The organism is Nocardia bovistercoris (genome assembly GCF_015674855.1).
GTDB lineage: Bacteria > Actinomycetota > Actinomycetes > Mycobacteriales > Mycobacteriaceae > Nocardia > Nocardia bovistercoris.
In genome coordinates, this window is record NZ_JADMLG010000019.1 from 20,397 (window position 1) to 39,175 (window position 18,779).

19 protein-coding genes are annotated in these 18,779 nt (G+C 66.7%); 5 read left to right on the plus strand and 14 right to left on the minus strand.

The window, feature by feature from the left end; all coding sequences use genetic code 11:
* Window positions 1-21: 21 nt before the first annotated feature.
* The 3 genes from IT779_RS32105 to IT779_RS32115 all read left to right on the plus strand — a co-directional run bounded on the left by IT779_RS32105 (window position 22) and on the right by IT779_RS32115 (window position 4,874).
* On the plus strand, window positions 22-1,968 hold the full coding sequence (locus tag IT779_RS32105; protein WP_196153237.1) for an acetoacetate--CoA ligase: 1,947 nt from the start codon (window positions 22-24) through the stop codon (window positions 1,966-1,968).
* A 191-nt stretch (window positions 1,969-2,159) separates the two neighbouring features.
* Window positions 2,160-3,419, plus strand: coding sequence for a TetR/AcrR family transcriptional regulator (locus IT779_RS32110; protein ID WP_196153238.1), 1,260 nt, complete (start codon window positions 2,160-2,162; stop codon window positions 3,417-3,419).
* A gap of 201 nt (window positions 3,420-3,620) precedes the next feature.
* Window positions 3,621-4,874: a TetR/AcrR family transcriptional regulator gene (locus IT779_RS32115; protein ID WP_196153239.1), complete on the plus strand. Its 1,254-nt coding sequence runs from the start codon at window positions 3,621-3,623 to the stop codon at window positions 4,872-4,874.
* Between the two features lie 16 nt (window positions 4,875-4,890).
* On the opposite strand, the gene IT779_RS32120 is transcribed toward IT779_RS32115, so the two are convergent.
* The 11 genes from IT779_RS32120 to IT779_RS32170 all read right to left on the minus strand — a co-directional run bounded on the left by IT779_RS32120 (window position 4,891) and on the right by IT779_RS32170 (window position 14,845).
* Entirely contained in the window at window positions 4,891-5,610 is a 720-nt protein-coding gene (locus tag IT779_RS32120; protein ID WP_196153240.1) for a hypothetical protein, read from the minus strand.
* Between the two features lie 13 nt (window positions 5,611-5,623).
* The gene (locus tag IT779_RS32125) at window positions 5,624-6,802 is read right to left on the minus strand and encodes an MCE family protein (protein ID WP_196153241.1); all 1,179 of its coding nucleotides are present in this window, start codon (window positions 6,800-6,802) and stop codon (window positions 5,624-5,626) included.
* Window positions 6,799-7,911, minus strand: coding sequence for an MlaD family protein (locus IT779_RS32130; RefSeq protein WP_196153242.1), 1,113 nt, complete (start codon window positions 7,909-7,911; stop codon window positions 6,799-6,801). The genes IT779_RS32125 and IT779_RS32130 overlap by 4 nt, the downstream gene beginning before the upstream one ends.
* Window positions 7,908-9,008 carry an MCE family protein gene (locus IT779_RS32135; RefSeq protein ID WP_196153243.1) on the minus strand — a complete coding sequence of 367 codons (1,101 nt, stop codon included), beginning with the start codon at window positions 9,006-9,008 and terminating at the stop codon, window positions 7,908-7,910. The genes IT779_RS32130 and IT779_RS32135 overlap by 4 nt, the downstream gene beginning before the upstream one ends.
* Entirely contained in the window at window positions 9,008-10,018 is a 1,011-nt protein-coding gene (locus tag IT779_RS32140; protein WP_196153244.1) for an MCE family protein, read from the minus strand. Before IT779_RS32140 ends, IT779_RS32135 begins: the two co-directional genes overlap by 1 nt.
* Window positions 10,018-11,040 (minus strand): MCE family protein, encoded by a 1,023-nt coding sequence (locus tag IT779_RS32145; RefSeq protein WP_196153245.1) that lies wholly within the window; start codon window positions 11,038-11,040, stop codon window positions 10,018-10,020. Before IT779_RS32145 ends, IT779_RS32140 begins: the two co-directional genes overlap by 1 nt.
* Window positions 11,041-11,046: 6 nt before the next feature.
* Window positions 11,047-12,591, minus strand: a complete 1,545-nt coding sequence (locus IT779_RS32150; RefSeq protein ID WP_196153246.1) for an MlaD family protein — start codon at window positions 12,589-12,591, stop codon at window positions 11,047-11,049.
* 8 nt (window positions 12,592-12,599) lie between these two features.
* A complete protein-coding gene (locus IT779_RS32155) occupies window positions 12,600-13,463 on the minus strand; it encodes an ABC transporter permease (protein WP_196153247.1) in 864 nt (287 codons plus the stop codon).
* Window position 13,464: 1 nt separating this feature from the next.
* Complete coding sequence (locus IT779_RS32160) at window positions 13,465-14,319, minus strand: MlaE family ABC transporter permease (RefSeq protein WP_196153248.1); 855 nt, start codon at window positions 14,317-14,319, stop codon at window positions 13,465-13,467.
* A gap of 116 nt (window positions 14,320-14,435) precedes the next feature.
* Window positions 14,436-14,633: a hypothetical protein gene (locus IT779_RS32165; RefSeq protein WP_332839063.1), complete on the minus strand. Its 198-nt coding sequence runs from the start codon at window positions 14,631-14,633 to the stop codon at window positions 14,436-14,438.
* Entirely contained in the window at window positions 14,621-14,845 is a 225-nt protein-coding gene (locus IT779_RS32170; RefSeq protein ID WP_196153249.1) for a hypothetical protein, read from the minus strand. Before IT779_RS32170 ends, IT779_RS32165 begins: the two co-directional genes overlap by 13 nt.
* Before the next feature lie 388 nt (window positions 14,846-15,233).
* Between IT779_RS32170 and IT779_RS32175 the strand changes: the two genes are divergently transcribed.
* Window positions 15,234-16,142 (plus strand): oxygenase MpaB family protein, encoded by a 909-nt coding sequence (locus IT779_RS32175; protein WP_196153250.1) that lies wholly within the window; start codon window positions 15,234-15,236, stop codon window positions 16,140-16,142.
* Window positions 16,143-16,290: 148 nt separating this feature from the next.
* Here IT779_RS32175 and IT779_RS32180 read toward each other — a convergent pair whose 3' ends face one another.
* Window positions 16,291-16,557 (minus strand): hypothetical protein, encoded by a 267-nt coding sequence (locus IT779_RS32180; protein WP_196153251.1) that lies wholly within the window; start codon window positions 16,555-16,557, stop codon window positions 16,291-16,293.
* A 3-nt stretch (window positions 16,558-16,560) separates the two neighbouring features.
* Entirely contained in the window at window positions 16,561-16,749 is a 189-nt protein-coding gene (locus tag IT779_RS32185; protein WP_196153252.1) for a hypothetical protein, read from the minus strand.
* 259 nt (window positions 16,750-17,008) lie between these two features.
* On the opposite strand from IT779_RS32185, the gene IT779_RS32190 reads away from it, so the two are divergent.
* On the plus strand, window positions 17,009-18,394 hold the full coding sequence (locus tag IT779_RS32190) for a helix-turn-helix domain-containing protein (protein ID WP_196153253.1): 1,386 nt from the start codon (window positions 17,009-17,011) through the stop codon (window positions 18,392-18,394).
* Between the two features lie 135 nt (window positions 18,395-18,529).
* Here the strand turns inward: IT779_RS32190 and IT779_RS32195 are convergent, their stop codons facing one another.
* Window positions 18,530-18,754 carry an MbtH family protein gene (locus tag IT779_RS32195; RefSeq protein ID WP_196153254.1) on the minus strand — a complete coding sequence of 75 codons (225 nt, stop codon included), beginning with the start codon at window positions 18,752-18,754 and terminating at the stop codon, window positions 18,530-18,532.
* Window positions 18,755-18,779 lie beyond the last annotated feature (25 nt).

The following is an 18,779-nucleotide window of genomic DNA, read 5'->3' on the forward strand; positions in this document are numbered from 1 at the left end:
CCACGAGCGGGAGGAGCCGGCGTGCAACCACAGTGGGTGCCGACCGAACGGGATGTCGCCGACGCGCGGATCACCGATTTCGCGCGGTACGTCGAATCCGAGACCGGCCGCGCCGCACCGGATTACCGCTCGCTGTGGCAGTGGTCGGTGGACGACCCGGCCGCCTTCTGGGGCGCGCTGTGGCGCTACTTCGAACTCGGCGAGATCGCCGGTGAGGTGCTCGCCAGCGCCGAAATGCCCGGTGCGCGTTGGTTTCCCGGCACGAAACTCAACTACGTCGATCAGATCGTGCGGCAGGCGCGCACCGACCGCCCCGCCATCGTCCACGTGCGCGAGGACGCCGAACCGCGCGAGGTCTCCTGGGTCGACCTGATCGAGGACACCGCCGCCTTCGCCCGCACCCTGCGCGCCCTCGGGGTCGGACCGGGCGACCGGGTCGCGGGTTACCTGCCGAACATTCCCGAGGCCGTGGTCGCCTTCCTCGGCACCGCGGCCGTCGGCGCGGTGTGGAGCGCCTGCGGACAGGACTACACGGCGAAGGCCGCCCTCGACCGGCTCGGCCAGCTCGAGCCGACGGTGCTCGTCACCGCCGACGGCTACCGCTTCGGCGGCAAGACGCACGACAAGCGCGCGGATATCGCCGCCTTGCGCGCCGGTCTGCCGAGCCTGCGCGCCACCGTCGCGGTATCCCAGCTCGACCTGCCCGTCGAGGACGCGACACCGTGGTCGGACGCGGTGCGCGACACCGACAATGCCGCCGCGCTGATCGAAACCGAGCCGGTGGATTTCGACCACCCGCTGTGGATCGTGTTCTCCTCCGGCACCACCGGCCTGCCCAAGGGCATCGTGCACGGACACGGCGGCGTGGTGCTCGAACATCTCAAAGCCATTGCCCTGCAATCGGATATCGGTTCCGAAGACACGTTCTTCTGGTACACGAGTCCGAGTTGGATGATGTGGAACTTCCAGGTCGGCGGCCTGCTGGTCGGCGCCACCGTCGTCTGCTACGACGGCAGCCCGACCTACCCGACTCCGGATGCGCTGTGGCACATCGCCGCGACGGTGCACGCCTCGGTGCTCGGCGCCAGCCCCGGCTACGTACTCGCCTGCATCAAAGCCGGTTCGGTGCCGCGCGCCGACCACGACCTGAGCGCGCTGCGCACGGTCGGGATCACCGGATCGGCCCTGCCGCCCTCCTCCGCGCTGTGGTTGAGCGAGAACGTCGGCGAGCACGTCCAAGTGTCCTCGATCAGCGGCGGCACCGACGTGGTCTCGGCCTTCATCGGCGGCGTGCGCACGGTCCCGGTGTGGCCGGGCGAGCTCTCGGCGCCGTACCTCGGGGTGGCGCTCGACTCCTTCGACCCGACGGGCGCCCCGGTGCGCGGCGAGGTCGGCGAACTCGTCGTCACCCGCCCGATGCCGTCCATGCCGGTGCGCTTCTGGCGCGACGAGGACGGCAAGCGCTACCACGACGCGTACTTCGACACCTACCCCGGCGTGTGGCGCCACGGCGACTGGATCACCATCACCGAACGCGGCAGCATAATAGTGCACGGCCGCTCCGACTCCACCCTCAACCGCCACGGCATCCGCATGGGCAGCGCGGACATCTACCAGGCCGTCGAACAACTCCCCGAAATAGCCGAAGCCCTTGTCATCGGCGCCGAACAACCCGACGGCGGCTACTGGATGCCCCTGTTCGTAGTGCCTGCCCCCGGCGTCGAACTCACCGACGAACTCCGCGCGCGCATAGCCGCGACCATCCGCACCGAAGTCTCCCCCCGCCACGTCCCCGACGAAATCCTGCTTGCCCCCGGCATCCCCCACACCCGCACCGGCAAGAAACTCGAAGTCCCGATCAAGAAACTCTTCCAGGGCGCCGACCCGTCCCGAGTGGTGGAACGCAGTGCCGTGGACAACCCCGACCTCCTCGACTGGTACGCCACCATCCGCCCGAAAACCACCTGAACGATTGTCCAGGGCGGCGACCCGCTGTTTCACCCACCGATCCGCGTACGCTCGCACCGATCGCGACCGACCACGGTCGAATCGACAGCGCGGCGCACCGGCCCGATGGCGATGCGGTTGGTGAGGTCGATTCGTGTATGCGTTCGACCTGGGCAAATCGTGGGCGGTGCGGTCTCGATACGATGGCGGGCATGAGTGTCGACAATCGCCGAACGGCGCGTCAGGCTGTCAGCGGCGAGGCGGCACCTCGGGAGATCCGGAGGCGGCCCAAGAATCGGCGGGCGCAGATCGCGGCGGCCTCCGCCGCGGCGTTCGGTTCGCTCGGTTATCACGGGGTGAGCATGGAGGACATCGCTTCGGGTCTCGGGATCAGTTCGGCGGCGTTGTATCGGCATTATCCGAGCAAGTACGCGTTGTTCCGCGAGGAGCTCATGCGGGTCGGGCGGGCGATGACCGAATCCGCTGAGTTGCCCGAGGAGGCCGCGCAGTGGTCGGCGCGGGAGCGTCTGAGTCGGATGCTCGACGCATTGATCGGGTCGACCATCGAGAACCGGGCCAGTGTCACGCTGGTGCGGTGGGAGGCGCGGTACCTCGAGGAAGCCGATCGGGCGTTGCTGTTGGAACAGCAGAAGGCGCTGCTGGACGCTTTCGGGGCCGAAATAGCCCGGCTGCGACCGGAACTGAGCGTCGACGATCTGCGGGTGCTGAGTGTCGCGATACTCAGCGCGGTCACCAGCATCGCCGATCACCACGCCACACTGCCCGTCAAATCCCTTGTCCGGCTGCTGTCCTCGGCCTGTGCGGCGATCTCGACGGCGCCGCTGCCGCCGCCGGTGGACAGCGTCGAGGAACCGGCGGCCGTCGAGATCCCGGAATCGTTCAAACACGAACTGCTGCTGCGCAAAGCGGTGGAGCTGTTCCACGATCGCGGCTATCCGAATGTCAGCGTCGAGGAGATCGCCACAGCGGCCGGTCTTTCCGCGGCGTCCGCGGTGTACCGCTTCTACCGGGGCAAGAGCGACCTGCTCGCCGCGGCCTTCCGGCGCGCCGCCGACCGGGTGTCGGCGGCCATCGGCCCCGCGGTCGCCTCCGCCACCGATCCCGAGGCCGCGCTCACCACCCTGATCGGCCACTACGTCGCGGGATCGTTCGCGGAGCGCGCGCTGACCTTCGTGTATTACACGGAGTTCCAACATGTTCCGATCGAGGAGCGGACAGCGCTGCGCAATATCCAGCGGCTCAGCGTCGAGGAGTGGGCGCGGTTGCTGCGCGAGGTCCGCACCGAGCTGTCGCCCGCCGAGGCGCGGTTCCTCGTGCACGCCGCCTTCGCGCTCGTCGTCGACCTCGGGCGCGCCTTCGGCTCGGCGCCGTTCGCCGCGCAGGCACGGGTGGGTCTGCTCATGCAGGTGGTGCTGTTCGGGCGCCCGTCCGAGACACCCGCCGACTCCTGATCCGCGCGTCTCCGCTGTGTCACCCCGGGGCGGAGCCATGTCGCGACAAGGCCACATATGTTATGTGAAATTCTTCCCCGTGATAGTTGGATCACCCACGTAGACACCGCCGTTACGCCACGCATGTGTTATTTAAGTCAACAATGATTCGTCCACGTCGAGGTCAGTTTGCGCGGCCGGATATTGGGTTACCATCGCTGCATGGACGCCCCGAAACGCCGCGCCCGCCCGGCGACGCAGGCCGACGACGCCGCGCCGCAGCGCGTGGTTCGCCGTCGCCCCCGCGATCGGCGCGCGCAGATCGCCGCGGCCTCCGCCGAGGCGTTCGGCGCCCAGGGTTACCACGGCGTCAGCATGGAAGACATCGCCTCCCGCCTCGACATCAGTTCCACCGCGCTCTACCGGCACTATCCGAGCAAGTACGCGCTGTTCCGCGAGGAAGCGCTGCGCCTGAGCGCCGCGAGCGAGGATTCGGTGCGCCTGCCCGACCACCTGGCCGACGCACCGCCGGCGCCGCGCCTCGAGCACACCCTCGACGCCGTCATCGCGACCTCGATCGCCAACCGCCGCAGCGCGGCGCTACTGCGCTGGCAGAGCCGCTATCTGCAACCGGAGGACTACCGCACGCTCATCGACCAGCTCGTCCGCGCCTACCGCGTGCTGAACGCGCTGCTGGCCGAGGTGCGCCCCGACCTCGACGGTGCCGACCGCGCTGTGCTGTCCACCGCGACGCTGAGCGCCATCGGAAGCATCGCCGATCACCACGTCGCCATGCCGGTGCGCACGCTCGCGACACTGCTGCGCTCGGCCTGCCTCGCGGTGCTGCACTCGGATCTGCCCGAGGTCGGCGCGCCGCCCGAAACCCCTGCGGCAGTCGAGATTCCACTCACGTTCAAACACGAGCTGCTGCTCGAGCGTGCCATCGAACTGTTCCACGAACGCGGCTATCCCAATGTGAGCGTCGAGGATATCGCGGCCGCCGCAGGCCTGCCCGCCTCCTCGGCGGTGTACCGGTTCTACCGCAGCAAAGGTCACCTGCTCGCCGCCGCCTTCCGCCGCGCCGCCGACCGGGTTTCCGCGGCCATCGGACCGGCCATCGGCGCCGCCGCCGGACCGGAACAGGCGCTGAACACCCTCATCGAGCTATATGTGCGCGGCTCCTTCGGCGAACGCGAACTCACCTTCGTCTACTACGCCGAGATCAGCAATGTGCCGCCGGAGGATCGCACGGTGCTGCGAAACATCCAGCGGCTCAATGTCGAAGAGTGGGCCAAGCTGGTGGTCGGGGTCCGCCCCGAACTGTCCGCCGCCGAGGCAAGGGTGCTCGTGCACGCGGCGCTCGCGCTCGTGGTCGACATCGGTCGGTGGCTCGGCGCCGAGAGTCCGATCTGTTCGCAGCCACGTGTCATCCGGCTCATGCAGGTCATCCTGTTCGGGCGCGAGACCACGGTCTGAAGCCGACCGCGTCACCTCACTGCGCCGAACTCGGCGCGAGCGGCGAATTCACCTTGCCGACAAGCCATTTCCCGTCGATCTTGGACATCCGCAGCACCATCGACAACTGGCCGGGCGCGGGTTTGCCCTGGGTGCCGACGCTGGTGATGGTCTGCCCGATCACGACAATGGCCTCGGCGGATGTCTCGTCACCGGATTTGATGGCGCACTGCACATCCGTGGCCTTGGAGACCACCTCACCCTGCGAAAGCACCTCTTTCAGTTCCTTGCTGGTGTCGTCGAACTGCTTCTTCCAATCGCCGGTCGCGCCCGCGAGCACCGCCGCGAAGTACTGGTCCAGGTTCTTGGCGTCGTATTCGGCGAGTACCGGGGCGTACGCGCAGGCCGCGGCGCGGGCCTGTTCGTGCGCGGCCAAGGTGGCATCGCTCTCGCGGTCCTGGAGGAAGTAATAGACCGAGGTCACCAGGGACGCGCCGAGTAACAACGCGAGGGCCGCGCGAATGGCGACAAGTCCTCTCGGGCCGGGCCGCATTCGGGCGAAGAGGGCAGCTGAGCCCGCCTTCGCACCGGATTCGTCGGTACCGGGGAACGATTCGGCATCAGCACCGGTGGAGTCGGCGGATTCAGCGGCCTTACCCAACTCGACGCCTGCGGACGCCTTACTCTCCGTCCGGGCGCTGTCTGCGACCGCGGCTTCCTCACCGACAGTCGCATTCTCGTTTTCTCTGTCGCTCACTGTCTCTCACTCCTCATCTACCCGGTGCGGGTCGGGACAATTCGTTGCCGGTCACACCGGGCGGCGGCCCGGAACCGTTGTCGGGCACGTTCGGTCGCGGCGCGTTCGCCGAACCGCGCACTTGCAGCGCCGGATTGTCGGTGACGCAGTAGTTGTAGAGCCGCACTCTCGTGTCGGTCTGTACGAGCGTCGGCGCGAGCGGTGTGGTCGGATAGTCGCAGGTCGGGCGCGGCCAAGGGTCGACCAAGGTGTGGAACGCGCCGTCGTAGGCGGGGATGCTGACCGCGCCGACGCCTTCGCGCAGCGAGGGGAACAGCGCCGCGATGGCGGGTGCGCGCAGTTTGGCGGAGCGGGTGATCGCGACGAAGTTGGTGACCAGGTCGGTGATCGGGTCCGTGGTGTCCTCGATGAATCCGCCGAGAGTGGCGAGTTGTCCCGGCGCGAGGTCGAGGAATCGGCGCACTTCCTGGTCGGCGGCGGTGAGCTGTTCGAACAGCGCGCCCGCGCCCGTGGTGAGGGTGGTCAGGTCGGGTTGGGCGTGCGAAGTGGTCTCGGCGATGACGCCGAGGTTCTCGATGAGCTGACGGGTCTGCGGGAGCAGATCCTCCAGTCCGGCCATGGCCCTGCTGATTCCGGCGATCATATTGCGCAGCCGGTCCGGCCCGCCCGCCAGCGCCTTGTCCAGTTCGTCGACGATCACGTTGAGCCGCTGCGGATTCAGCCCGCCGATCAGCCCGCTCAGGTTCACCAGTAGCGACTGCACCGCGACCGGCGCCGAGGTCTGCGACCGCTCGACCACCGACCCGTCGGCCAGGTACGGCCCGGTATCGGAATCCGGCCGGAAGTCAAGATACTGTTCGCCCGCCGCGGAGAGCCTGCCCACCGCGACGGTCCCGCCGACCGGGATCTTCGCGGCCCGGTCGATCTCGGCCACCGCGACAACACCGGTCTCCGAAGCGCGGACCAGCGCGACCTTGCCGACCCTGGTTCCTCGGAAGGTCACATCGTTGCCCGTCGACAGTCCGCCCGAGGTCTGCAATTCGACATCGACCCGGTAGGTGCTCGGCAGCGGATCGAAGCGCAGCACCGCCACCGCCAGATACGACGACCCGAGCACGAGCACGAGCACCAGACCCAGGTTCGCGACGCCGACGCGGTGGCGGACCAGATAGTTCCAGAGTGGGATGTTCATCGTCCGCCTCCCGGCCGCGGCGGGCTGTTCAGCCTGCCGAGCACTTTCTCGAGCACCTGGGTGAGGCTGCCGACGAACGCGGGCAGGTCACCGAGTTCCGGTGCGCGACTGCCGCTTCGGTCGGTCAGCGCGCCGACGCTCAGGAACGAGATCTGCGCCATGAAGGCCAGCGAAGGCCCGTCGAAGGAGGCCATGAGCGCGGGATACAGCTTGTCGAATCGCTCCAGCGCCTGCCCGAATTCGCCCGCCTGCGCGAAGCCCGACATGAGTTTCTGGATGCTCTCGAAGAGACTCACGAATTCCGGCCCGGTGGTGTCGGTGAAGTCGCCGAGCGCGGCCATGGTCACCGAGACCTTCTGGATGAGCGCGGTGATGTCGCGGTTGTTCTCCGCGACCAGGCCGAGCAGCGCCGGGAAGGTGTCGGCAGCCTGGCCGAGTTCGGTTTTGCGCCTCGCGAGTTCGCCGGTGAGCACCGAGATTCCGGACAGCACGCCGTCGATGTCGGCGGTGCGCTTGTTGAGCGCCTCGATGACCCCGCTGAGTTCGGTGAGCAGATGCGCCAATTGCGGTGCGCGCCCGCCGAACATCGAGTTCATCTCGGCGGTGATCCTGGCGGCCTGATTGAGTCCGCCGCCGTTGAGAAGCATGGAGACCGACACCATCAACTGTTCGACGGAGGCGCCCGCCGAGGTGAGTTCGGTGCCGATGGTGTCGCCGTCGCGCAGCAGTGGCGCGTTCGGATCGGGGGCGGGCAGTGTCATCGCCACGAAGATGTCGCCGAGCGGCGTCGCCTGTCGCAGTTCGGCCGTCGTGCCGCGCGGCAGCTGGATATCGGTGCGGATCAGCATCTCGATGTCGGCGATGAAGTTGGTGGTCTCGATACCGGTGACCACGCCGATATCGGTGCCGCCGATCTTGACGTGCGCTCGGTCCGGCAGGTTCAGCGCGTCGCGGAACGCCACGTGGATCGTGTAGCCATCACCGCCGATCCCCGGTTTGGGCAGCGGCACATTGTCGACGGTGACCGCGCACCCACTGGCGCCCACCGCGGCGACCGTGCAGACGGCGAGCACCGTGCGCGCCAGGTAATCCCGCGTGCGGGCGATCATTTCGTGATCCCGAGCAGCGCGGCGGTGAGTCCGAAATCCGGTCCCATGTCCTGAATCTTTCCGGTGCGGCAGCCGTCGAGGCGCATCTGCACGCGTTCGCAGAACAGCGCCAACGCCTCGCCGTCGAGCACCGCCTTGTCGAGCAGTCCGTGCACGCGCAGCGCGCGATGTTCCCGGCTGATCGCGTTCGACAGGTTCTGCAGGAACAGCGGCGCCACGTCGACGATCTCGGTGACGGCGCGGGCATTGGCGCGCATCTGCTCGGTGATCGTGACGAAACGCGTGACCGCACCGGCCAATTGGTCGCGGTTCTGGCCGACCACGGCGGAGGTGTTGGCGACGAAGTCGTTGAGTTGGGTGAGCACGGCGTGCAGCCCGGGAGCCTGTTCCCCGAGCAGACGTACCAATTCGGTGAGCCGGCCGCTGAAATCACGCACCGTCTGGTCGTTGGATGCGATCACCTGGGTGATCTCGTTCAATTTCACGATGGTGTTGGCGATCTGGTCCTTGTTGGCCAAGGTCACCTCGAACGCCGAGGACAGCGCGTCCAAGGTCTCGCGCAGTCGGTCGCCGTTGCCGTCGAGCAGCGGGAACAGCACCCGGCTCGCCATCGGACCGTGCTCGCTGTCGCCTTTCAATGCCGCGCCGAGCTGGTCGAAGTTCTCCAGTATGCGGTCGAGTTCGACAGGAGTCCTGGTGCGAGCCAGCGGAATATGGTCGCCGTCGGCCAGCGTGGGGCCGTCGCCGGTGTAGGCGGGCGCGAGTTCGACATGCCGGTTGGTGATGAGCTGCGGGGATATCAGCGCGGCCATGGCGTCGGCGGGAATCTTGACGCCTTTGTCGATGGACATCGTCACCTCGACATAGCTGCCGCGCGCGATGACCGTGTCGACCCGGCCGACCGGCACGCCCAGGATCGCCACCTCGTTGCCCGCGTACAGTCCCGCCACATTCTCAAAATCCGCACTGATGCGCACATGTTCGTTCAGATATCGGTCCGGCAGCGCCGTAACGCTGTCGGGCAGCAGCGAACACCCGGAGGCGAATGCCGCGGCCACGCACATCGCGGCGAGTTTCACGAACGCACGAATTCTCATCAGTTGCACCCCGGTACCGCTTGTGCGAAACACAGCCAGTTGTCCGGGAGGAACCACGGCGCCCAGACATCGCCGTACGGCCCGTTGCCGAGCGCGTTGTTGAACTGCCGGAAGGCCACCGGCATGATCTCGTAGAGGTGATCGAGGTTGTCCCGGTTCTTCTCCAGACCCTCGGTCATGGTGTTCAGATTCTCGATCAGCGGTCCGAGTTGGCCGCCGTTGTCCACACCCATCTCCTGCAGCAGCGCGGACAGGTCGGCGACATTGTCGAGCAGCTTGCGTAGCAGGTCCTGTCGCATCGCCACCGCGTTGCCGATCGCCTCACCCCTGGTCAGCAGCAACAACACGCTGTTCTGGTTGTCCGAAACCAGTTGTGAGACCTGGTCCATGCTCTTCAACAGCACATCGACCTCGTCACGACGCTCGTTGATCACTTTGGCGAGTGAGCCGATGCTGTCCAGCGCGGCGACGGTCAACTGCGGCGAATCGCCCATCTGGCGGTCGAGGGTGTCCAGCGCCTGCCGCAGTTTCGACGGATCGATGCGCTCGATGCGTTCGAACGAGGATTTGTACTGCGGGTCCTGGATCACCTTGGCCAAGTTGTACGGCACGGCCGTATTCGCGAGCGCGATCGTCTCGCCGGGCAGGCCTTTGCCGTTGCCGGGGACGAGGTCGACGTGCAGCCTGCCGAGGATGGTCGACATCTTGATCGAGGCGCGCGCGTCGGGCCCCAAGCGCAGGTCGCGACGGACCCGCAGATCGACCACGACCTTGTCGCCCACCAGCCGAACCGCACGCACCGCGCCGACCTCGATGCCGGAGACGTCCACCGTCGCGCCCGGCCGCAGCCCCGCGGCCTGGGCGAATTCGGCGTGGATCGTCTTGTCGGCGAGTCTGGCCTCCGAGATCACGCTCGAGCCGACCAGCAGCAGGCCAACGGCCGCGGCGGCCAGCACACCGAGCCACAGGAACCGGTTGCGCGAGTACCAGGGGAACCGAATCCGCGCCATCAGCGGCACACCTCCGATTGCGAATTTCCGCCGACCTGCGAGAACAGGCCGGGTGGCAGCAGCACGCCCCACAGCGAGACGTCGAGTCGGCACAGGTAGGCGTTGCCGTACGCGCCGTAGCCGGTGAAGCGAGCCAGGGCATTGAGGAAGGTCGGGAACTGCACGGCGGCCTTGTCGAGGGCCGCGCCGTTGAGCAGCAGCAGCGCGACACCGGCGGTGGCATCGTTCTGTGCGCCCGCCAGTTTCGGCTTGACCTCGGTGACCAGACCGACCAGCGAGTCGGTAGCGGTGGCGACCTGGGTGACCGACGACTTGAGCGATTCACCCTCCGCGTACAGTGCCTCGACCAAGGCGCGCGACTGGGTGATGAGAGTTTCCAGTTCCTGACTGCGGTTCGCCAAACCGCTGAGCACACTGCTCAGGTTGGAGATCACGTCGCCGAGGATGCGGTCCCGCTGGCCGAACGTGTTCGCCAGATCCGCGGCCTGGGTGATGAGCGTGCTCAGCGAGACGTTGTCGCCCTGCAATGCCTGGATAAGGGTCTCCGACAGCGAGTTCACCTGATCCGGTTGCAGCACGCTGAACAGCGGCTCGAAACCGGAGAGCAGCGCGGATACGTCGAACGACGGTTCGGTGCGCTCGATCGGGATATGCCCGCCCGCCTCCAGTGGCGCACCGTCGTCGTCGCCGGGCGCCAGCGCGATATAGCGCTGGCCGATCAGGTTCTGGTAGCGCACCAACGCCTTGGTGGTCGTGGTCAACCGCTGCCGCCGCTGGATGCGAATCTCGACGCGCGCCTTGTAGTCGTCTTCGAAATCGATGGCGTCCACGCGGCCGACCCGCACGCCCGCCATGCGTACGTCGTCGCCGACCCGCACCCCCATCACATCGGAGAAGGTCGCCGAATAGCTCGACGTGTCGCCGGGCACCGAGCGCTGCAAGGTCGACCAGATCGTGTAGGTCAACGCGATGGCGATCACGGCGAAGAAGCTGAATCCGAGCAGTGCCTTACCGGATTTCACGATCGGTCACCTCCCTTCGGTGTCGTAGACGGTGACGGTGCCGCCCGCGATGAGCGGGGTGAGCAGCAGCAGTTGCGCGGCGGTCGGATTGCCGCCGACCAGTGCGGCGACTCCCGCGTGCCCGCGCCCGCTCGCTACTGGCTTGGCGCCGGGCGCCACAACCGCACGACTCGAACCAGGCGCCGCGACAGCAGGATTCGAACCGGGCACCAGAGCAGCCGGACTCGATCCGGGCACCGGAACGGTCGGATTCGTACCGGGCGTCGGAACGGTCGAGTTCGGGGCGGGTGCCGGAACGGTCGAATTCGCTGCGGGCGCGGTGATTCCAGGAATCGAGGGAATCCCCGGAACAGCAGGCAAACCCGGAATCACAGGCACGCCCGGCACCGACTGCGGCACAATCGAACTCAGCACGGGAGCCGGACCGGCCGCATCGAGCCAACGCGGCATCATCTGCGCCGGATACTCCTGTTCGGGAGCCACTTCCGGCACCGTCGACCCACCGCAGCGCGGCCCCGGCATCTGACCGTAGTGCGGGCAGTCCTTCGCCGTGTACTGCTGGAACGGCGTGAAACTGACATCCATCACCCACACCATCTGCCGCGACGGCCCCCAGGTGAACACCGAGGCCATCTCGTTGAGCGTCTTGTTCAGATTGCTCACCGCGAACGGGATCGCATCGGTGTCCTGCGACAGCGAGCCGAACAGTTGATCCAGCCCTGGCACCAGTTCCTTGGCGGAGTTCGGATTCGCCGCGAACAGGCCGTTGACGGTGTCGATGGTGGCGCTCGCGTTCGCGAGCAGGGCAACCAGACCCGCGCGCCGCTCGGTCAATGTGCGCGCGGCGGTCACGGATTCGGAGAGCACGCCGACCAACTCGGGCGCGGACTTGCTCAGTTCGGTGGTGGCGCGGCCGAGATCGCCGAGCAGCTCCCCGACTCCGGGGGTCGCGTGCACCTCGGTCAGCCAGTGATCCAACCGCTCGACGGTGGATCCCGGCATCCGCGCGCCGGGTTCGAGCGCCGCGGACAGGGTGGCGAGCACCCGGCCGAGTTTCTCGGGCTGGATATTGTCGAGCACATCGCGCAGCACGGTCAGTGTGGTCTGCAACTGCACCGTGGCCGCGCCGGTGTCCTCGGGAATGGTCGCGCCCGCCGAAAGCCTGGCGCCCGAGTAGCCGTTGTCCACCAACTCGATGGCGGTGACACCGAACAGGTTGTTGGGCACCACCCGCGCCGTCACCGACGCCGGAATCATTCCGACCACATCGGGTTTCAGATCGACGGAGGCGCGTTGGCGCACCCCCTTGCCGACCACCTCCACATCGCTGACGGCCCCGACGACCATGCCGCGGAACTTCACGTCGGCCCGCGCGGGCAGACCGTCTCCGGTACTGGTCAATTCGACCGTGACCGGGACCTTCTGCTCGAAATATCCGGTGTAGCGCAACATCAGCAGCGCAAGCAGCAGCACGATCACGGCCAGCATGGCCAGCCCGGCCGTGGTCAGCTGACGCGCCGTGGCGCCGCGCCCACTGGGATCCAATAACACCGCGGCCCCTATCCCGAGATCCGGAATCCGGGGTCGATACCCCAGATGGCAAGGGTCAGAAACAGATTGGCGAAGACCATGACGACGATCACCATCTTGATCGCGCGCCCGGCGGCCACGCCGACGCCTTCGGGCCCGCCGCTGGCCGTGAAGCCGTAGTAGCACTGGATGAAGGTCGCCAGCAGTGTGAACAGCGCGACCTTGAGCAGGGAGAAGAACACGTCGGTGCCGATGAGGAACTGGAAGAAGTAGTGGTCGTAGGTGCCCGCCGAGGTGCCGCCGAGGAACAGCACCGACAGTTTGGTCGCGAGGTAGGCGGTGGCGAGGCCGACCGTGTAGAGCGGGATGATGGTCAGCGTCGCGGCGATCATCCTGGTGCTCACCAAGTACGGCAGCGGCCGGATCGCGATGGATTCCAGCGCGTCGATCTCCTCGGAGATGCGCATCGAGCCGAGTTGCGCGGTGAAGCGGCAGCCCGCCTGGATGGCGAAGGCGAGGGTGGCCAGGATCGGGGCGAGTTCCCTCGTGGTGGCGAATCCGGAGATGGCGCCGGTCAGCGGGCCCATGGTGAGCAGATTCAGCGCCGTGAACGATTCCATGCCGACGGTGATGCCGCCGAAGGCGCACAGGATGATCACCACACCGACGGTGCCGCCGCCGACGACGAGCGAGCCGTTGCCCCAGCCGACATCGGCGGTCAGGCGCAGCACTTCCTTGCGATAGTGCCTGAGCACGAACGGAATCGCGGCCAGCGCCTGGAAGAAGGTGATGACCTGGTGCCCGACGCGCTGGTTGACCTCGTATGGCACGGCGACCACGGCGCCGACCGCGCGGAACGGCCGCAGCGCGGGCGGTGTGTAGGGTGCGCCCATCTCAGATGACCTTCGTCGGGAACAGCGTGTTGTAGAGCTGCGTGAGAATGATGTTGGTGGCGAACAACATCAGCGCCGAGGTGACCACCGCGGAGTTGACCGCGTTCGCGACGCCGCCCGGTCCGCCCTTGGCGTGCAGTCCGACATCGCAGGCGATGATCGCGGTGAGCGCGCCGAAGATGGCGGCCTTGACCAACGCGACGAGCAGATCGTTGGACACCGCGAACGAGGCGAAGGAACCGATGAACGAGCCGGGCGTGCCGGACTGGGCGTAGACGTTGAACATGTAGGCGGTCGCGAATCCGACGAACACGATGAATCCGCACAGCAGCATGCTCACCAGGACCGCGGCCACCAGGCGCGGCGCGACCAGCCGCCGCACCGGGTCGACGCCCATCACCTTCATGGCGTCGATCTCCTCGCGGATGGTGCGCGAGCCGAGGTCGGCGCAGATGGCCGACCCGACCGCGCCCGCGATCATGAGCGAGGTGACCAGCGGCGCGCCCTGGCGGATGATGCCGAGTCCGGCGACCGCGCCGATGAAGGTGGTCGCGCCGACCTGATTCACCAAGGCGCCGACCTGGATCGAGACGACGACCGCGATGGGGATGGCGACGAAGACCGTCGGTGCGGCGGACACGCTGGACATGAACGCGCACTGCTTGATGAACTCGTGGAACGGGAACCGGCGCGCGAAGATCGCGCGGAAGAGCTCGATGACGGCGTCGCGACCGAGCACCACCTGGCGGCCGAGCGTCTCGAGCGAACGCTGCGGATGCCGCTGCCACAGGCCCTTCAGATCATCGACCGCCAGTTCGAGATCGGTGCGTTGTCGGGGGTGTTCGGTGATCGTCACTGGTGCCCGAGTCCTTTCTGGGCTGTCGGGTCGGCCGCCCGTCGACGTTGCCGAAAGCAGCGGATGTGCAGGGTATTTGCTGATTTTCAGCGTGGAAAGTGATGGGCCGCAGTCGACTACGCGTCGGTGAGCCGGTGCTGCAACAGCACGAGCAGCGCCCCGATTCCTCCGATCCCGGCGATCGCGACCGAGAGCACCGCGACCCAGAGCCCGTATCGCAGAACCGGATTGACCTTCGTCCGCCCACCGAGGATCTTGATTCCGATCACCAGGATGTCGATGAGCCACACCAGCGCCATCATCAGGTCATGCACACATTCGAGAAGGTGAGCACGGGCCAGCACACGATGGAACCGAGGAACGAGATCACGACGTCGATGCCGTGCATGTCCTTCAGGTGCGCGGTGTGGGTCAGGGTCCACACCGAACCGATCAGCCCGTAAGGGATTCCGATGAGGATGAGCGTCCCGATGAACTCGGAAACCTTCATCTCGTAGCTGAATATTCGATCCAGCTTGGCGAGCATGCCACTTCCTTTCCGCCTGCCGAGCCTTTCCGCCTGCCGAGCCTTCCAACTGGCCGAGCCCTCCGACCGGCCGAGCCTTCCGACACTCGATCGAACGAGCGGGTCGGTCCCGAAGCCGGGGCGACCCGACCGCTCGACGATCGGACGGGTGTGCACATGTTACGCACGATTCACATGATTTCGGAAGCCCCGAACCGCCGACTTCGTCGCCAGAAGACTCCAGTCATGAGAAATACCTGCGTGAACGATGGATTCCCCGCCATCAACGACGGCGCATACTTATCACACAAGTTGCCCATGAAACACTGACATTACGGAAGAATACCCACTAACATATCGACCACGAGGCCTCCGCCGGGCCACCGCGTCCACTCGAAAGGACTCCCCCATGACCGCTGCCGCGCACCCGACCGACCATCGCGAACCCGCGCCCCTGAGTGGCGACCGCACCCGCATCCACATCGGTTCCGCGCACCGGCCATGGACCAAGCGTCCCGTGAAACTCACCGACGCGCTGGACTTCTGGTCTTTCGCGGGCGCCGCGGCCAATGTGGCGATGCAGATGGCGCGCCCCGGCGTCGGCTACGGCGTCGCGGAGAGCAAGGTCGAATCCGGCTCGCTGATGAAACGTCCGTGGAAGCGCGCGCGGACCACCACCCAGTACCTGGCGGTGGCCATTCTCGGCACCGACGAGGAGCGCGCGGCCTTCCGCGAGGCGGTCAACGCCCAGCATCGGCACGTGCGCTCGGAGCCGGGCGCGAAGGTGAAATACAACGCCTTCGACCGGGAACTGCAGCTATGGGTCGCCGCCTGCCTCTACATCGGCTTCGAGGACACCTACCAGCTGCTCCAAGGACGGATGAGCGAGGAGCAGGCCGAGGCCTTCTACGCCTCGTCCTCGACACTTGGCACCACGCTCCAGGTCACCGAAGAGATGTGGCCCGCCACCCGCAAGGATTTCGACGAGTACTGGAACAAGGCGTGCGAGCAGGCCGTACTCGACGACTTCGTGCGCTCCTACGTCGACGACCTGCTGAATCTGCGGATGATCCACTGGTATCTGCGGCTGCCGTTCCGGAACCTGCTGAAATTCCTCACCACCGGATTCCTCGCGCCACACTTCCGCGAGGAGATGCGCTTGGAGTGGACGGCCGCCGATCAGCGCCGGTTCGAGCACCTTTTCGTCTTCGTCGGTTTCGTCAACCGGTTCATCCCGCGCTTCCTGCGCCACGGCGGCAGTCACGCGCTCATGGCCGACCTACGCCTGCGGATGAAAATGAAGAAGAATCCGGTATAGCCCTCTTGAAGTGAAACGCCAGCTTTGAACACCCCGGGCCCCCGCGCCGTTCCTCTGCGACGCGGGGGCCTTCGCCGCTTCGACGGCGCGTGCCCCTCCCGGACGTTTCGCCGCCAAAGCGTGCCTAACGGTCTATTTGTTACAACTTTTAATTCGCGTAACCCTCGGCGCGCGCGTCGGGCACGATGCGTCCCGCGTCGACCAGCGCGCGGAACGCGGCGGCCTTGCGCGGGCAGCCGTCGGCATCGCAGCCGCGATGGGACTGCATGACGTCGTGCGCCTGCGGCACCGTGAACGGCGACGCGGGCGAGTCGTGCCCGGCGCGGGCGGCATCACACCCGAACGAGGCCCCGACCATCGCGGCGGCCGCGACCAGCAGGCCGCAGCCGCCGAGGATCGCCCACAGCGACCCCATGACTCACCGCCGGGCGGCTCGACATGCGGAATGGGCGACCGCGGCTAGATACTGACGGCAGTGCGCGCCGTGACCGGCGTGCACGGCGCGGAGGAAACGCGCGTGTTCATCGTCGAGCGCGAGCGGTTCCTGCGCGCAATCGCGACTCTGGACCAGCCACAGTTCCCTGATATCCGAGTGCAACACGTCCATCGTTCACCTCCACATGGTTCAGTGCATCCGGCACCGGAAGGCGCCACCGGAAACCGCGCTCGAGACAGCTGGATCGGACCGTCTCGGGACCGTGCGCCGGGTTTTCCGGAGAGCGGGCGCCCTCGTAAGGTCTGGGCAGAACCCCGGTACCGGATGCGATTTCAAGAGTGCGCGTTGCGATTCGGTAGATAACAGTCCCGAATGCGGTAATTGCGAGTAATTTCCGATTGAATCAGCCTGGTGCAAGGAAGTAGGACCTATGGTTGAGGTCGACTGGACCGGTGAAGATGTTGTAGCACTTCGGGCGGCGATGCGGCGAAGTCGCTACGAGTTCGCGCGCCTGGTGGGCGTTACCCCGCGCACCGTCGTCTTGTGGGAGAAGGGCCGGACAACCCGGATGCATGCCGCAAGCAGGCGCTTACTCGACCGGGTGCTTTCGGAAGCCGATCCAGTCGTCGTCGCGCGATTCGAGCGGGCGATCACGGCGGGCCACGATGCGGCCAGTGACACCGAAGACACGAGCGCGGCGCTCGTTCGGAACACCAAGCTCGGTAGGGACAGCGCGCCGGAATACGCGGACATCCGCGCGGCGCCGATCGGGCTCGACAAGGAAGTCGAGGATGACGACGTGAGACGTCGAGAGTTGCTGGCTTACATCGGCGCGGGTCTGGCCGGCCATGCCGCCGACCTCGTCGCGAGTGAACCCGAGAAGTTGCTCGCGACCCTGGACGCAGGCTCCATCAGCGAACGCAGACTCGGGTTGCTGGAAGGGGCCGCCGACGTGCTCGGCAGCCAGGTCGTACAAGTACCACCGCACCAACTTCTGCAAACGACACTAGAGCAATTCCGCATAGTGCGTGGCTGTCTCGGCGAAAGACAGGCAACGCTGCATCAGATCCGGCTGGTTCGCACCGCCGGAAGACTGGCCAATGTCGTCGGGGAAATCCTGTTCAACGAAGGACATTTCGGTCAGGCTCGGAACTGGTACACCACGGCCATTCACGCGGCGCAGGACATCGGCGACCGCTATTCCGAAGATATCGCCCTCGCGGGCCTTACCTATCTGCCCACATACAGCGATCGCCCGCGCGAAGTACTCGATCTGCTCGCCCCGCGATTGGCCGAGGATCCGCGCACCGGAGCCGCGGCGGCCTGGCTCTGGGGCATGGCGGCGCGCGCGCACGCGACGCTCGACGATGCCGATCAATTCGCGTATTGCGTCGAGAAATCCGCGCTGTCGCTGGAAACTGTGGCCGGACAAGACCTTCCGGTCGGAATATTTTCTTTCCGGCCCGAGAAATTGGCTTTCTACCAAGCGGTCGGTTATGCCAAGCTGCGCCGACCGGTCGAGACGGCGCGCGCCGCCGCGCACGCCATGTCGCTCTACGATCCGTGCGAGACCATGGAACCGGCCCTGGTCAAGTTCGAACACGCCACCGCACTGCTCGACTCCGGCGAGATCGAGGAAGCCTGCTCGGTGGCGACCTCGGCCATCACCAACGGTCACACCTATATCGGAATGACGGTCACCAAGCGCGCCAAACAGTTCGACGAGGCACTGTCACCGCTGCGCCGCACCAGGGCGACGGCGGACTGGCGGGCGCACGCGGCCATCGCGCTGGACCCGTCCACGATCCGCGCGTAGTCGCACGCCCGGCCCGGACGGCCACCGAGGGGTTGGACCGGGCGCGCGCACGCGGGCGGGGTGAGGGGGCGGGGCGCACCGGTCGGCGGGGGGATGAACCGGTGCGCCCCGCATCATTCGGATGGCTTACAGCCGTTAGGTGACCTGCGGCCGGTTGTCCATGGCGGCGATCAACGAATTCGGGCGCATGTCGACCCAGTGCGCCTGCACGTAGGCCAGGCAGGCCGCGCGGGAGGCCGCGCCGTGCGCGATAGACCAACCGGTCGGCACGGTCGCGAAGACGGGCCACATCGAGTGCTCTCCCTCCGCGTTCACCAGAACGTAGAACTGCGCGTTGTCGTCGTCGAACGGACTGTGCATGGTGATCCTTTCCTCGGGGCCGCCG

Bases quoted from the DNA above. Each gene is read 5' to 3' on its own strand.
- IT779_RS32110 (WP_196153238.1), top strand. From the start codon at position 2,160: ATGAGTGTCGACAATCGCCGAACGGCGCGTCAGGCTGTCAGCGGCGAG.
- IT779_RS32115 (WP_196153239.1), top strand. From the start codon at position 3,621: ATGGACGCCCCGAAACGCCGCGCCCGCCCGGCGACGCAGGCCGACGAC.
- IT779_RS32125 (WP_196153241.1), bottom strand. From the start codon at position 6,802: ATGAACATCCCACTCTGGAACTATCTGGTCCGCCACCGCGTCGGCGTC.
- IT779_RS32130 (WP_196153242.1), bottom strand. From the start codon at position 7,911: ATGATCGCCCGCACGCGGGATTACCTGGCGCGCACGGTGCTCGCCGTC.
- IT779_RS32135 (WP_196153243.1), bottom strand. From the start codon at position 9,008: ATGAGAATTCGTGCGTTCGTGAAACTCGCCGCGATGTGCGTGGCCGCG.
- IT779_RS32140 (WP_196153244.1), bottom strand. From the start codon at position 10,018: ATGGCGCGGATTCGGTTCCCCTGGTACTCGCGCAACCGGTTCCTGTGG.
- IT779_RS32155 (WP_196153247.1), bottom strand. From the start codon at position 13,463: ATGGGCGCACCCTACACACCGCCCGCGCTGCGGCCGTTCCGCGCGGTC.
- IT779_RS32170 (WP_196153249.1), bottom strand. From the start codon at position 14,845: ATGCTCGCCAAGCTGGATCGAATATTCAGCTACGAGATGAAGGTTTCC.
- IT779_RS32175 (WP_196153250.1), top strand. From the start codon at position 15,234: ATGACCGCTGCCGCGCACCCGACCGACCATCGCGAACCCGCGCCCCTG.
- IT779_RS32180 (WP_196153251.1), bottom strand. From the start codon at position 16,557: ATGGGGTCGCTGTGGGCGATCCTCGGCGGCTGCGGCCTGCTGGTCGCG.
- IT779_RS32185 (WP_196153252.1), bottom strand. From the start codon at position 16,749: ATGGACGTGTTGCACTCGGATATCAGGGAACTGTGGCTGGTCCAGAGT.
- IT779_RS32190 (WP_196153253.1), top strand. From the start codon at position 17,009: ATGGTTGAGGTCGACTGGACCGGTGAAGATGTTGTAGCACTTCGGGCG.
- IT779_RS32195 (WP_196153254.1), bottom strand. From the start codon at position 18,754: ATGCACAGTCCGTTCGACGACGACAACGCGCAGTTCTACGTTCTGGTG.